The sequence below is a fragment of the Cohnella sp. genome (genome assembly GCF_041641335.1).
Taxonomy (GTDB): domain Bacteria; phylum Bacillota; class Bacilli; order Paenibacillales; family Paenibacillaceae; genus Cohnella.
In genome coordinates this window covers 145,109-158,489 of the sequence record NZ_JBEPYQ010000001.1, presented here as the reverse complement: position 1 = coordinate 158,489, position 13,381 = coordinate 145,109, and the positions used below count along the sequence as shown (strand labels likewise).

The 13,381-nt window shown below is 58.4% G+C and carries 12 protein-coding genes; 9 read left to right on the top strand and 3 right to left on the bottom strand.

The genetic code is table 11. From position 1 onward, the window contains the following. On the top strand, positions 1-2,462 hold a 2,462-nt coding region (locus tag ACESLM_RS00670), incomplete at its 5' end, for a hypothetical protein (protein WP_372629030.1). Positions 2,463-2,528: 66 nt separating this feature from the next. Further along, positions 2,529-3,515, top strand: a complete 987-nt coding sequence (locus ACESLM_RS00665; protein WP_372629028.1) for a prolipoprotein diacylglyceryl transferase — start codon at positions 2,529-2,531, stop codon at positions 3,513-3,515. Here ACESLM_RS00665 and ACESLM_RS00660 read toward each other — a convergent pair. Continuing rightward, positions 3,501-3,872 (bottom strand): helix-turn-helix domain-containing protein, encoded by a 372-nt coding sequence (locus ACESLM_RS00660; RefSeq protein WP_094045229.1) that lies wholly within the window; start codon positions 3,870-3,872, stop codon positions 3,501-3,503. The genes ACESLM_RS00665 and ACESLM_RS00660 overlap by 15 nt on opposite strands. Positions 3,873-4,168: 296 nt before the next feature. Between ACESLM_RS00660 and ACESLM_RS00655 the strand changes: the two genes are divergently transcribed. Beyond that, positions 4,169-4,804 carry a YigZ family protein gene (locus ACESLM_RS00655; protein ID WP_372629026.1) on the top strand — a complete coding sequence of 212 codons (636 nt, stop codon included), beginning with the start codon at positions 4,169-4,171 and terminating at the stop codon, positions 4,802-4,804. A gap of 61 nt (positions 4,805-4,865) precedes the next feature. Here the strand turns inward: ACESLM_RS00655 and ACESLM_RS00650 are convergent, their stop codons facing one another. Next, complete coding sequence (locus ACESLM_RS00650) at positions 4,866-5,267, bottom strand: secondary thiamine-phosphate synthase enzyme YjbQ (protein ID WP_372629024.1); 402 nt, start codon at positions 5,265-5,267, stop codon at positions 4,866-4,868. A 243-nt stretch (positions 5,268-5,510) separates the two neighbouring features. Here ACESLM_RS00650 and cysT point away from each other — a divergent pair, with 243 nt between their 5' ends. The 6 genes from cysT (at position 5,511) to ACESLM_RS00620 (ending at position 12,450) form a co-directional block, all read left to right on the top strand. Further along, positions 5,511-6,317, top strand: a complete 807-nt coding sequence (gene cysT, locus ACESLM_RS00645; RefSeq protein WP_369827059.1) for a sulfate ABC transporter permease subunit CysT — start codon at positions 5,511-5,513, stop codon at positions 6,315-6,317. Then, positions 6,314-7,111, top strand: coding sequence for a sulfate ABC transporter permease subunit (locus tag ACESLM_RS00640; RefSeq protein ID WP_372629022.1), 798 nt, complete (start codon positions 6,314-6,316; stop codon positions 7,109-7,111). Before cysT ends, ACESLM_RS00640 begins: the two co-directional genes overlap by 4 nt. A 1-nt stretch (position 7,112) precedes the next feature. After that, a complete protein-coding gene (locus ACESLM_RS00635) occupies positions 7,113-8,174 on the top strand; it encodes a sulfate/molybdate ABC transporter ATP-binding protein (protein WP_372629020.1) in 1,062 nt (353 codons plus the stop codon). Between the two features lie 49 nt (positions 8,175-8,223). After that, positions 8,224-9,303, top strand: a complete 1,080-nt coding sequence (locus tag ACESLM_RS00630) for a sulfate ABC transporter substrate-binding protein (RefSeq protein WP_372629018.1) — start codon at positions 8,224-8,226, stop codon at positions 9,301-9,303. A 117-nt stretch (positions 9,304-9,420) separates the two neighbouring features. Next, a complete protein-coding gene (locus tag ACESLM_RS00625; RefSeq protein WP_372629016.1) occupies positions 9,421-10,377 on the top strand; it encodes a GNAT family N-acetyltransferase in 957 nt (318 codons plus the stop codon). Positions 10,378-10,464: 87 nt separating this feature from the next. Continuing rightward, entirely contained in the window at positions 10,465-12,450 is a 1,986-nt protein-coding gene (locus tag ACESLM_RS00620) for a GTP-binding protein (RefSeq protein ID WP_372629014.1), read from the top strand. Between the two features lie 84 nt (positions 12,451-12,534). Here the strand turns inward: ACESLM_RS00620 and ACESLM_RS00615 are convergent, their stop codons facing one another. Then, on the bottom strand, positions 12,535-13,338 hold the full coding sequence (locus ACESLM_RS00615) for a Cof-type HAD-IIB family hydrolase (RefSeq protein WP_372629012.1): 804 nt from the start codon (positions 13,336-13,338) through the stop codon (positions 12,535-12,537). Positions 13,339-13,381: the final 43 nt, after the last annotated feature.

Genomic DNA, 13,381 nt, shown 5'->3' with positions numbered 1-13,381 from the left:
GCAATAAGATCACGCTATCGGCGCTTGCGGCCGCAATGGCCGTAACCTCGATAGGCGGGGGACCGCTCGGAGACAAAGGAGGGGAGGCTAGGATCGGCTGGCTGCAAACGGCGTATGCCGAGGAGTTACCGGTAATAGATCCGCCAGGGACGGAACCGCCAGTGGTAGAACCGCCGGGTACCGAGCCGCCTGTAGCGGAACCCCCGGAGACTGAACCTCCAGTGGTAGAGCCGCCGGTAGTAGAACCTCCGGAAGCGGTGCCTCCGGTGATAGAACCGCCGATTGTCGCGCCGCCGTATGACGATCAGGCGGAATGGGCAAGCTTGCTGGCTTCGGGCATTCTGGATCGCGTGAACGAGTTGTTCGCTGCGCTGGCTGCCGGCGATCCGGCGGACTTCCAGGACGTACAAAATCTGCGCATCGAGCTCGCCGGACTGAGCGAGGCCGACTACGAGCCGTTGATCGCCCCGATCTGGAGCAAAATCAGCGGCAAGCTTCCCGAAGGGGTCGACGGCGAGGCGGCGAAAGCCAATCTGCTTAGATTTGCGAAAGCGATCGCATCCGCCCGGTACGACCCCGAGCTGTCGGAATACAAGGCCATCCGCAGAAATCCGGAATTCATCGCTCTGGTTCGGCTGATCGAATCGGCCGGCGGCGGGGTGAACGTGACGTTCAAGGATACGGTCGAATTCGTGCTGGGAGACGGCGGCGCGCGCAAAGGCATCGAGGGTGCGCTCGTCGACATGCTTTCCGGTTTGTCGCCGGTGGAAATGGCGATGGTGCTGGCCAGTCAGGAAAAATTGACGGACGTGCTGATCCGGGCAACCGACAGCGTGCTCAGGGATACGGACAACTACAAAGTGAGCCAGTTGCTGAACAACCTCGGCATCACGGCAGGAGATATCGGGGCCGCCGTCCGAGGGCTTCAGCTCAAGCTGCAGAAGGACGAGCCCGCCGTTCGCGCGCTGCTGATCGCTTATATCCGCACGGTCGCCGAAGCGAACGCGCAGATCAGCGAAGACGGGCGAGAGCATCGTTATGTTTTGACGGTACACGGAACGGAGGTTCCCGCTTTCCTGCTTAGATGGGATAAGGCGTCGGGAGATCCGGAAGCAACCGTTACTCCGGAGGGAGTCGTTACGATTCCCGAAGGCGTCGAAAGCGCATCGGCGGTCATTCGAGCCAGTCTCGTTAACCCTCTCAACGGGGTAGCGAAAGTGGTTTTCGAACAGCAGATTACGCTGACGGCCAAAGAGACGGAAGGCGACCGCTTCCCGGTCGAAGCGTTCATCGCCCGAATGAGCCTCATTCGCGACGCGCTCCTTGCGGGAGATCCATCGGACGCCCGCGCCGTGCGCAACCTGCGCGACGAGCTCGCCGGTCTGAACGCAGCCGCTAACCAACGGTTGATCGATCCGGTCTGGAGGAGCATCGCGCCTCGTCTGCCGGCGGACGTCGATCAGGCGGCGCTGCGTCTTCAGCTCTTCGAAGCGGTGAGAGCCGTCGGCGCGATTCATTACGATGCCCAGGCTTCGGAGCTGCAAGCCGTGCTCGCCGATCCGGAACATCGGGCGGCGCTGCAGACGGTCGCCGAGGCGGCGGGGATCAAGCGGCTGACAATGGACGATTATTTGATTTTCTGGTTCGGAGACGGCGAAAGCCGCGGAGGCGTCGAAGGAGAAATCCGCGCCATCGTGGCCGGAATGAGACCGTCGGAGCTGGGACGGCTGCTCGATAGTCCCGAAAGGCAGGGAGCGGTTCGCAATCAAGCGATCGCGGCGGTTCTGTCCAGAACCGAAGCCTATCCGTTAAGCGCCGCGTTGTCCAATCTGGGCGTTCGGCCGGCCGATATCGGCTCCGTCATCGCCAACTTCCAGGGCAAGCTTCGCTACGACGAACTTGCCGCCACAGCGTGGAACGTTGCCACGATCCGCGCCGAAGCTGTGCCAGTGGTGGAGATTACGGCGAACGGTCGCCAGCACCAATACGGATTGACGTTCCTTGGCGTCGAGATTCCGTCCTCCGTCCTGAGATGGAGCAAGGTGTCCGGAAGCAGGGATGTCAGCGTGACTTCCAACGGCAAAGTCACGATTCCGAAGAAGATCGCGGAGGCCACGGCCGTCATTCAAGCGGTATGGACGGATCGCAGCTTCCGCAGCGGGAAAGTTTTGTTCCGGCAGGAAGTGACGCTGGTGAACGAGGACTACGCGGAGTCCGTCGACGACATCGTCAAGGATGTGAAAGAGAAGCTGAACGACGTCGGCAGAAGGCTTAACGGCGCAACCGGCGACGAGGAGAAGGTCCAGCTTCTGGTGGAAGTGATCCAGCTTAACAAGGATACCGTCACCCGCATTCAGGCCGTGGAGGCTCCGAAACGGGAGAAGGACAAAGCGATCGCTGAAACGAAGAAGCTGACGCTGCGGATGACGACCCGCATTATTCAAAGTTTGTTGGATTTGTAAGTTAGCACAGGGGCTGTTCCATTATGGGGCAGCCCTGTTTTCGGAATAGGGGAGGGGGAGGGAAAAATGGGCAAGAAACGCGTGCGACGAAGAAGAAGGCGCGAGTTTCCGAAGCCGGACGCCGCAATCGTCACGTTATCCTCGCTGGTGGTTCTTCTTCTGATTTTATGGGGCGGGCTGCACATGCGGGAAGCTTCCCAGAGCAAGCTTGCGGCAGCCGCCGCTGCGGAGGAGCTGGGTGAACCGGAATCGCAGATGGCGTGGCAGGCAGCTCTCGAATTGTCGTCGGAGGAGGAGAATGTCGAATCGCCGGAGCCGGAGCCGGATGATACGTACGCGACCGAGACGGAGAACTCGTATTTGCCCGAGGGCGACGAGCAGGCCTCAGCGCCGGACTCCAAGGGCGGCTCCGACGAGCAGCTTGGCCGAGACGAGACTGCGAAGGCGGGACGGGAGAGCGGTGCAAAGTCGAATCAAGGGACGGCTGCGAAGCCGGGAACGCCGGTACGGTCTGCAACCGGATCCGAAAAAGCCGGAACTCCCAAAACACCCGATTCCGCAGAACAAGCTCCAGCCGAATCCGAACCGCCGGCCTCGGCCTCCGCGCAGTCGCCCTCAGACGCATCCAAGTCTGCCGCCCGTCCAGATACGAAGGAGACGAACGTCGCAGGGACGAAGGAATCCGCGCAACCGAATGAAGCTCCGACGATTCCGGCGGCAAGCGGCAAGCGCGATTACGATCAGGAAATCAAGGAAATCCAAGCCCAGTGCACGAGAGGGATGAAAGCGGCATTAAGCGAGGCGGAATCCGGCTTGCAGCAAGTGGATAAGAGGGATCCTTTCGCGATTCAGGCGTGGCAGTCGAGCCTGACGAAAAATATGGCGGCCGCGGAATCCGATTGCGACGGTCAGTTCAAGGAACTGATCCGAGACGCGGAGAACGATTCCGTATCGCCGGAAGCCATCGAAGAGTGGAGGAAATCTTTTAACGCCGCCAAAGAAGAGCTTAAGGCGGAGTCGAACGCCAAGGCGGCGCAATTACTCGGAGGGTGAATCGGTTTTGTTCGCCAGGGCGCGGTCGCGAAGCATTCGTTCGAGCAGGCTGCGAATGAGATCGAGATCGCTTTTCTCCAGTGGAACTCCGTCCCAATGAAGCTGCTCCACATTTAAGTACTCTTTCGCGTTGTGATTGAGCTCCGCAGGCGGGTCCGGATAATCGGTAAGGCCCAGGAGATAATCCGCGGACGTGCGCAGCACTCTCGACATCGTCTGTATGGACTCGATCGTGGGCTGCCGGTATCCGGATTCGTATCCCGCGTAAGTGCTCTTGGCGACTCCGACGCAATCGGCCACTTCCTGCATGGTCATTTTTCTCTTTTTCCGCAATTGCTTCAGTCGCTTCGGAAACATGCCCAGCCCCCCTTCCCAAGTCCCCGTTTCTTGTCGTATAGCGAAGGTTCACAAAGGACTTCGTTGTACTCTTCTCGGTTGCACCCATAATTATAGCATGTTTACCATATGCTTTCATCCGCTAGATTCCCTCCGGACCGAGCCGCCCACGGCAGGACGGCAGGCCGTCTGCCCGATTCGTATCCCTCATGCCTCTCGCTAACGGTTCCCGCAAGTTCCACCGATGCCTCCGATATGATAGTATGAAAAGAAAAAGAAGCCCTCAGAGGGTGAAGTTGCGATTGAGAGGTCGACCCATGCTCCCCAGATATTCAACCGTCAGACAATTCGGATCGGACGAGATCGTCATCAAGAAATCCCGTTTCATCGGTTATGCCAAGCCGGCGGAGACCGAAGAGGAAGCGGTCGCTTTCATAGAAGAAATCAAGAAGAAGCACTGGGACGCCACGCACAATTGCTCGGCCTACCTGATCGGCGAGCGCGACCAGTTCCAGAAGGCGCTGGACGACGGAGAGCCGAGCGGAACGGCGGGCAAGCCGATTCTGGAAGTGATCAAAAACCGCGGCATGAAAAACGTCGTCGTCGTTGTGACCCGCTATTTCGGAGGCATTATGCTGGGAGCGGGCGGTTTGGTGAGGGCGTATACGGACGGGGCCGTCGTCGGCATCGACGCGGCGGACCCGATCGTCAAAGTGCTGCATCGGGAAGTCGTCGTCGACGTAGACTATACTTGGTACGGCAAGCTGGAGAACGAGCTGAGGGGCCGTGGCTTCAGGGTGGGAGAAGTTTCCTTTACGGATCGTGTAAGGGTGCCTTGTTACCCCGAAGCCGGAGAGGCGGCGGAACGTTTTCAAGCCTGGATGACGGACTTGACGCAGGGGCAAGCCGTGATCGAAGCCGGTAAAGAGTTGTTCTTCATTGAAGGCGAATAACTCAAATGTTATTCCCTCGAAGAAGGGGTGACCCGTCTCGGCTCGAACGAGCCTGATGCCGTCACCCTTCGATGAGCTTCACGTAGAAAGTCCGTTCGCGCGGTCCGTCGAATTCGCAGAAGTAGATGCCTTGCCAGCGTCCGAGCAGCAGATTTCCTCCCGTCACGATAACGGTTTGAGACGTTCCGGTCGTGATCGCTTTCAGATGGGAGGCCGTATTTCCTTCGGCGTGGCGATATTTCGGATGCTCCCATGGATAGACCTCGTCCAACCGCATGAGCACGTCCCGTTTGACGTCCGGATCGGCGTTCTCGTTAACGGCGATGCCGGCCGTCGTGTGCGGACAGTAGACGATGACGGCTCCTTCGGTTACGCCGGAGCGGACAACGGCGGCCGCAACCTGCCTCGTGATGTCGATCACCTCGTCGCGACGCGACGTGGACAGCGTTTCCTTGATCAGCACAATCAACCCTCCCTTCCCCCTGATTATACCATCCACCGACAAAAGCCCAAAATCCGACTCGCCATTTATAAGCGCATTGAATAGGGTGCATTAGATTTTTTAATGAAATTGCGCTTGCTGCTCCGAATATGGATTGACGGGAGAAGCCGTTATCTGGTAAAGTATCAATACCTACTAATTTAATAGGAATTATCTTATATACAGCTCTCAAAAGCTCGGGGGGTACGCGTCAACGTGAGTTCCATGCTGCAGGGTCGCTGGTGGAGCTGGGGATTTCGCAGCACCGTCATGCTTTATTTCATTGTGCTCATTATTTTTCCGATTATCGGGATTTACGGGCAGTCTTTCTCGTCGGGATGGGCGGCGTTCGCCGATAACATTACGGAACCGCTCGCCTGGAAAGCCGTGCTGCTCACGGTTAAGCTGGCGCTGATCGCCACCGTCATCAACATGTTCATCGGAACGATGTCGGCGTGGGTGCTTATCCGCTACCGGTTTCCGGGACGACGGCTGCTGAACAGCCTGGTGGATCTGCCCTTCGCTTTGCCGACGGCGGTGGCGGGATTGATGATCCTGCTGCTGCTCGGTCCTCGCAGCTCGGTCGGAGGACTGGCCGAGAAGCTTGGCTTTACGATTCTGTTCCATCAGCCGGCCATCGTGATCGCGATGGTATTCGTCACCTTCCCGTTCGTCATCCGCGCGGTTCAGCCTCTGCTCGAAGAGATGGACTCTTCGGAGGAGGAAGCGGCGTACACGCTGGGGGCGACGAAGGCGGCGACGTTCTGGAAGGTCATTCTTCCAAGTATGCTTCCGGGCATTCTGAGCGGCGCGATGCTGGCGTTCTCCAGAGGGCTTGCGGAGTTCGGGGCCGTCGTGCTCGTTGCCGGGAACATTCCGGGCAAGACGCTGATCGCTTCGGTATATATTTTCGGCGAGATCGAGAGCGACAACGCGATCGGGGCAACCGCGGTCAGCGTGCTGCTGCTGACGTTCTCCTTCCTGATTCTGTGGACGGTTAATTACGTCCAGATGAGGAGGAAGAACGGATGAGAAGGCTGTGGATCGGATTAACCGTCGCCGTGTTCAGCGTGCTGCTCATCATTCCCGTCATTCGGATCGCGATGGGCGCTTTCGACGAGGGCTGGGGCGGGTTCGCCAGAGGATTGGCCAGACCCGAAACGCTGCACGCGCTGTACATGACCGGACTGATCGTCGTCATCGTCACGATCGTCAATACGCTGTTCGGCGTTATGCTCTCCTTGTATCTGGTTCGGGCGACCTGGCTTGGCAATAAAGTCAAACAATTGCTCAACAGCATTGTCGATCTGCCTTTCGCGGTGTCGCCGGTTATCGGCGGTTTGATGATCGTGCTGCTGCTCGGTCCCGAGACGGCGCTGGGAGCGCTGTTCAACAAGGCCGGGATCAACATCGTCTACGCCCTTCCCGGGATGATCATCGCGACGTTGTTCGTGACGTTCCCGCTTGTCGTGCGCGAAGTGATGCCGGTGCTGCAGGAAATCGGCAGCGCGCAGGAGGAAGCGGCGGCGACGCTCGGAGCAAGCGCTTGGACGACGTTCTGGCGCGTCACTTGGCCGTCGATCCGCTGGTGCGTCGTCTACGGCGTCGTGCTGACGGTCGCCAGGGCCATGGGAGAATTCGGAGCCGTGCTCGTCGTGTCGGGGAACATTCTGTTCAAGACGCAGACGGCGACCACGCTCGTGTATCAGGATGTCGAGAACTTTAATCTTACCGCGGCGAACTCCATCGCCTTGGTGCTGGCGGCAGGCTCCGTTACGCTGCTTCTGCTGATGGAATGGGCCAAATCGAGAAGGGAAGTGCATTGAGATGCATATCGAGGTTCGCGGATTAAACAAAAAATTCGGCGATTTCCAAGCGGTGGCGGACGTTAACTTCGAGATCGAGAAGGGCCAATTGATCGGTCTGCTCGGGCCCAGCGGCGGCGGCAAAACTTCGATTCTGCGCATGCTCGCCGGTCTGGAAACGGTAGACGACGGCGATATTGTGTTTCATGGCAAGCGGGTGAACGACCTTCCTCCCCAAGAGAGAGGAATCGGCTTCGTCTTCCAGAACTATGCGCTGTTCAAGCATATGACGGTGGCGGAAAACATCGCGTTCGGCCTGGAAGTGAAAAAGTGGTCGAAACAGAAGATCAAAGAGCGGGTGGCGGAGTTGGTCGATCTGACCGGACTGTCGGGCTTCGAGAAGCGTTATCCGCACCAACTGTCCGGAGGTCAGCGTCAGCGCGTCGCGTTCGCCAGGGCGCTCGCTCCCGAGCCGCAGTTGCTGCTGCTCGACGAGCCGTTCGCCGCGATCGACGCGAAGATTCGCCACGAGCTGCGCTCCTGGCTGCGCGAGATGATCGATCGTCTCGGCATTACGTCGATCTTCGTCACGCACGACCAGGACGAAGCGATCGAAGTGGCGGACCAAATTATGATCATCAACAAAGGGCGCCTGGAGCAGAAGGGCACGCCTTGGGAAATCTATAAAAATCCGGAGTCCCCGTTCGTGGCGAGCTTTATCGGCGAGTCGACGATCATCGAAGACGTCTCGGCGCTGCGGGGCTTCGGCGGATCGGCCGAGCCCGGCACAAAGGCGCTTATCCGTCCGGAATACGTCGAGATCGGCAAAGCGTCCGATTTCGAGCTGCTGTCGGCGACGGAGACCGGACGCGTCCGGCACATTCATTTCCGCGGAAGCGAATGGCTGGTGGAGGTCCAGATCGGAGCGGCGAAGCTCGTGACTTACCGTTCCTTGGAGAAAGAGATTTTGCAGCCGGGCGACGAGGTGCGGGTGCTCATTCACCGGGCTTATCTGTTCAACGATACGGACAGCTGGGTCATGGAGAACAAACTGAAAGAAGATCCGATGCCGGTTCACATTTAAGGCCGGACGGATGACGGATGGGAGCCTACGAAGGCACCGGGAGGTTGCGATGAAGAGGGAAAACCGTACGCTCGCAATCGGGCGTACCGCTTTGTATAGCGTATTTATTCTATCTATGCTGGCGTTTGTCCTGTCGGCTTGCGGAGCCGGTCGCGAAGAGCCGGGTTCTTCGGACGTTCCCGCGGAAGCGGGAGACGTCACGCTCGTGATCGGCGCTTATTCGGTCGCGAAGGACGCGCTTCAGGAGATTATCCCGGCTTTCAAAGCCCATTGGAAGGAAACTACGGGACAGACAGTCGCTTTCCAGGAGTCGTACGAAGCTTCGGGCACGCAGACCCGTTCCATCATCGGTGGCTTCGATGCGGACGTGACCCTGCTCGCGCTCGAAGGGGACGTGGATAAGCTGGTGAGCGCCGGACTCGTTTCTCCGGAATGGAATAAAGCTCGAATGAACGGGATGATCACGCGCTCGATCGTCGTGCTCGGCACGAGGGCGGGAAACCCGCTCGGTATCCGGGATTTCGAAGATTTGACGAAGCCGGGCGTGAAGGTGCTGTACCCGAATCCGAAAACGTCGGGAGGCGCTCAGTGGGACATCAACGCGATCTATGGGGCGGGTCTTAAGAAGGCGGAGCTGGAGACGGGAACGAAGGATGCGGCAGCCGCGAAGCAATTCCTGGTGGACGTGCACCGCAATATCGAATCGATGGACAAGAGCGGGCGAGCCTCGATGGCCGCCTTCGAATACGGGGTCGGGGACGTTATCATCACCTACGAGAACGAGCTGCTGGCGCGAATCGCCAAAGGCGTGGAGTACGATATCGTCGTGCCGCCGAGCACGATTCTGATCGAGAATCCCGCGGCGGTCGTCGACCGCAATGCCGATCGCCACGGAGTGAGGAAAGTCGCCGACGCTTTCGTCGAATTCCTCTATTCGGACGAAGCCCAGAAGCTGTTCGCCAAGCACGGCTTCAGGCCCGTGAACGAGGCGCTGGCCGCGCAGATGGGAGACCGTTATCCGCAGCCGCCGGAGCTGTTCACGATCGATTACTTGGGCGGATGGGGCGAGGTCAGGGACACGCTGTACTCCAAGCGGGGGATCTGGTATCAGGTACTGGCCGGACAATGAGCGGACGGGTTGGTAAAAAACAGTTTTAGCGGGAAGGCTATACACCGCTGGGCTGTTTTTTTTGTTATAATTGTAGATTAGAACAGGAATTGCGCAGCCAATAGGGAGGACTATCATTTGCAGAAACCAACCACGATACGTATTATGCTCATGATTCTTTATTTTCAGCTCGTTATGTTTTTACTGAGCGTCGGATCGCTGCTGGCGAATTTGGACGAGTTCAACGGCAGCGACAACGGAGCAAACTGGTCATTCATGATTTTGTACATGGCGCTTACGTTGCTGTCAATGATCGGCATGATCGTGATGATTAACAAGAGAAAGTATTTTTTCACGATGCTGATATCCATAGTTCTTTTATTGTGTTCCATGCTTACGAATCAATTGCAGTTTATGCTGTCTACTGTGCTGATTCTCATGTTCTTGCTTAAGCCGACTCGGGATTATTTCCGCGGAACTTACGTGGCTCCTCCTTCGGCGAGGAACCGCACAGCAGCCGCCGCGGCGACGGCCGATGGAGAAGAAGTCGAGAAAGCCGCATTGGCCGAGCCCGATGAAGCTCCCGCCGAGCCTCTCGTCAAGCTGAAGAAAGAACCGGAAGTGCATGTTCGCGAAGCGACTCCGGAGGATGCGGATACGGTATACTCCTTGATGAGGATGGCGTTCGAGGAATACCGCACGGCGATTCCTCCTTCTAGCGCGCTGGACGAAACGGAAGAATCGGTGCTGGAGGCGCTGCGCAGCGGCAGCGAATCGGCCGTGATCCTGTACGAGGAAGACACGGCTGTGGCGATGGTACGCTTCAAGTATGACGGCGACGCCATCTATTTCTTCCGCCTGTCGGTAGCTCCTCATCGCCGCAGAAGAGGATACGCAAGGCAGTTGGTGAAATGGATCGAGACGCATGGCATCGCCAAAAGCAAGAAGATCAGCCGCTGCAAGGTGCGCCAATCGGTGCAGAACAATCTGGTGCTTTATCAAAATATGGGCTACGAGGTCGTCGACCAAGAGCTTGTCGTTCGCCCTGCGGGCACGGTTAAGGCATTTACGTTGGAGAAGAAGCTTTGGGAATGAATACTCCCGCCACTTATCTTAGCTCGCCGGTCTTCGGACCGTGCGGGCTTTTGTTCACGATTTTTAACCGATCCTAGCGGAGGACATATGAGAAATGTCGGGATATTCGCTCACGTCGACGCGGGCAAAACGACGACGACGGAGCAAATGCTGTATCGGAGCGGACGGATTCGCTCCTTGGGCAGCGTAGACGACGGGACGGCGCAGACGGATTGGCTGGAGGTCGAACGGGCGAGAGGAATCTCGGTACGTTCCGCCGTTACGAGATTCGAATGGAAGGGCGTTCGGATCAACTTGGTAGATACGCCCGGGCACGTCGACTTCCTGTCCGAGGTGGAGAGGTCGCTACGGGTCATGGACGGAGCCGTTCTGATCGTATCGTCCGTAGAAGGCGTGCAGGCCCAGACGGAGGTTATCTGGCAGGCGCTTCGGGATCTGGGGATTCCTACGCTGCTGTATATGAACAAGCTGGATCGCACAGGAGCGGAACCCGAGCGTGTGCTGGGAGAGATTCGCCGGCTGCTGTCCGCGAACGCGGTTCCGGTGCAGAACTGCGGCGATGTCGAAGGAGCGTTCTCCGGTCCGATCGAGCTGCTGCAAGTCGGCGAAGATGCCAGAGCTGCTTGGTCGGAGCAGGCGCGCGCTGACCGAGAAAGATTGGCGGAGAAGATCGCGGAGCGGGACGATGCGCTGCTGGAAACGTATTTCGAGCGGGGAAGCCTGGACGATTCCGAGCTGATTCCGGCGTTGCAGGACGGGGTTCGGCGTTGCGAGCTGTTTCCCGTCCTCTACGGGGCATCCAATCGCGGCATCGGCGTCGACGCGCTCATGGACATGATCGTCGGACTGCTGCCCCCTCCGGAGGGCAAGGAAGAGAAGCCGTTGTCCGGCGTCGTGTTTAAGCTGGACAAGGACCCGACGATGGGGAGACTGGCCTATGTTCGCTTGTACGGGGGAGTCCTGCGCAACCGGGATACGGTACACAATCATTCTTTGAATATCGAGGAGAAAGTGACGCAGATTCGCAAAATGGACGGGCAGCGCAGTGAGGACGTCGGTATTCTGAAGGCAGGGGATATTGCCGTCGTCTGCGGATGGAGCCGGGTGAGGATCGGCGATATCATCGGCACGAGCGAAGGCGTGCCGGGGGTCCGGCGGTTGGCCGAACCGCTGCTTACCGTGCAGGCGCATTGGCGCAGCGAAGCGGAATATCCGGCTGTCGTTGCCGCGCTGCAGGAACTGGCGGACGAAGATCCGTACCTCGACGTGCAGTGGCTGCAGGAGGACCGCGAGCTTCACCTGCGCGTCATGGGGCCGATCCAGGTTGAAGTGCTGGGGCAGATGCTGTTAAGCCGGTACGGGCTTGAAGTTAATTTCGGAGAGCCTTCGGTCATTTACAAGGAGACGCCGGCGCGCAAGGGGGAAGGTTTCGTCGCGTATACGATGCCGAAGCCCTGCTGGGCCATTCTGCGCTTCGTCATCGAACCGGGAGAGCGGGGAAGCGGCCTGGAGTACCGATCGATCGTCCGTCCGGAGAGGCTGCTGGACAGCTACCAGAACGAGGTGGCCAGACGCGTGCCGGAGGCGCTTGAGCAAGGCTTGAAAGGATGGCCGGTTACCGATTTGAAGGTGACGTTGATCGAAGGAGAGCACCATGTCTGGCATACGCATCCGCTCGACTTCGTCGTGGCGACGCCGATGGGCATAATGGACGGACTGGCGAATACGGGGACGATTCTGCTGGAGCCGATGCTGCGCTTCCGGCTGTCGACGCCGGAGGAGTTCGGCGGCAAGCTGATGAGCGAGCTGTCCGTCATGCGCGGGGAGTTCGACATGCCGGTCGTTCGCCAAGGCCGCATGGAGCTGGAAGGGAGACTTCCCGTCGCCACTTCTCTGGATTTTCCGGCCCGTCTGGGGTCGATGACCAAAGGAAGAGGGACGCTGACGACCTACTTCGACGGCTATCAGGAATGTCCTCGCGACGTGAACGCGGAGAGGAGAAGACGCGGCGTTAATCCGCTTGATACTTCCAAGTATATTTTGGCGACCCGCAACGCTCTGTCGATAGGGTGATTCGGGCGACTAAGAGAAAAAGGCTGTTCCGTTCAGCAAGGCCGTAAGGATTGACGGCTTCGCTGACGGAACAGCCTTTTCGTTTTATGCGTTCAGCACGAATTTCTCGATAACATGCTTGACGCCGTCCTCGTTGTTGGACAGCGTGACGTAATCGGCGACCGCCTTCAGCGCCGGAACGGCGTTGGCCATCGCGACGCCGAGTCCGGCCGCTTCGACCATCTCGTGGTCGTTCATCGCGTCACCCATGGCGATCGTCTCTTCGATCGGAATGCCGTAATGGGCGGCAAGGAAGCGCAGCGCATGCCCTTTGGTGCCTTCCGGGTGCAGGAACTCCAAGTAGTTCGGCTTGGACTTGGTCAGATGCGCCTGCGATCCGAAACGGGCTTTCAACTCGGGCAGCAGCGCGTCCAGCTTCGCGGGCTCGTCGATGATGAGCAGCTTCGTCTGCTTCGGATGTTCGATAATGCGCTTAAAGTCCGTTTCTACAAAATAGGGGATCTTGGATTGCTTGACGTAGCCTTTGACCTTGTCGTTATCTTCGGGTACGTACAGCTTGTCGTCGATGTAGCTCTGCAGGTGCAGGCCGTTGGCCAGGCAGTATTCGTACAGTTCGCTCGCGACTTCTACCGGAATGGAGCGCTCGTAGAGCACCTCTTCGTCCAGCAGATTTTTGATCAGCGAGCCTTGGTAGGTGATGATAGGAACGTTCAGTCCGACTTGTCGGGCGATCTTCTGCGCGGAATCGAACATTCTTCCCGTCGCGATGGTAATATGGACTCCCCGGGCGATCGCGTCATTCATCGCTTGGCGCGTTCCTTCCGTCACCGTCAATTCGTCCGTTAACAGCGTGTCGTCAAGATCCATGGCTATGAGGCGGTATGGCATCTTTCTCTCCCTCTCTGTCTCGTTGGTATCGTCCCATTGTAAC

Excerpts from the sequence above, each read along its gene's own strand:
- ACESLM_RS00620 (WP_372629014.1), top strand. The coding sequence starts at position 10,465 with ATGAGAAATGTCGGGATATTCGCTCACGTCGACGCGGGCAAAACGACG.
- ACESLM_RS00655 (WP_372629026.1), top strand. The coding sequence starts at position 4,169 with ATGCTCCCCAGATATTCAACCGTCAGACAATTCGGATCGGACGAGATC.
- ACESLM_RS00660 (WP_094045229.1), bottom strand. The coding sequence starts at position 3,872 with ATGTTTCCGAAGCGACTGAAGCAATTGCGGAAAAAGAGAAAAATGACC.
- ACESLM_RS00615 (WP_372629012.1), bottom strand. The coding sequence starts at position 13,338 with ATGCCATACCGCCTCATAGCCATGGATCTTGACGACACGCTGTTAACG.
- cysT (WP_369827059.1), top strand. The coding sequence starts at position 5,511 with ATGCTGCAGGGTCGCTGGTGGAGCTGGGGATTTCGCAGCACCGTCATG.
- ACESLM_RS00665 (WP_372629028.1), top strand. The coding sequence starts at position 2,529 with ATGGGCAAGAAACGCGTGCGACGAAGAAGAAGGCGCGAGTTTCCGAAG.
- ACESLM_RS00640 (WP_372629022.1), top strand. The coding sequence starts at position 6,314 with ATGAGAAGGCTGTGGATCGGATTAACCGTCGCCGTGTTCAGCGTGCTG.
- ACESLM_RS00630 (WP_372629018.1), top strand. The coding sequence starts at position 8,224 with ATGAAGAGGGAAAACCGTACGCTCGCAATCGGGCGTACCGCTTTGTAT.
- ACESLM_RS00635 (WP_372629020.1), top strand. The coding sequence starts at position 7,113 with ATGCATATCGAGGTTCGCGGATTAAACAAAAAATTCGGCGATTTCCAA.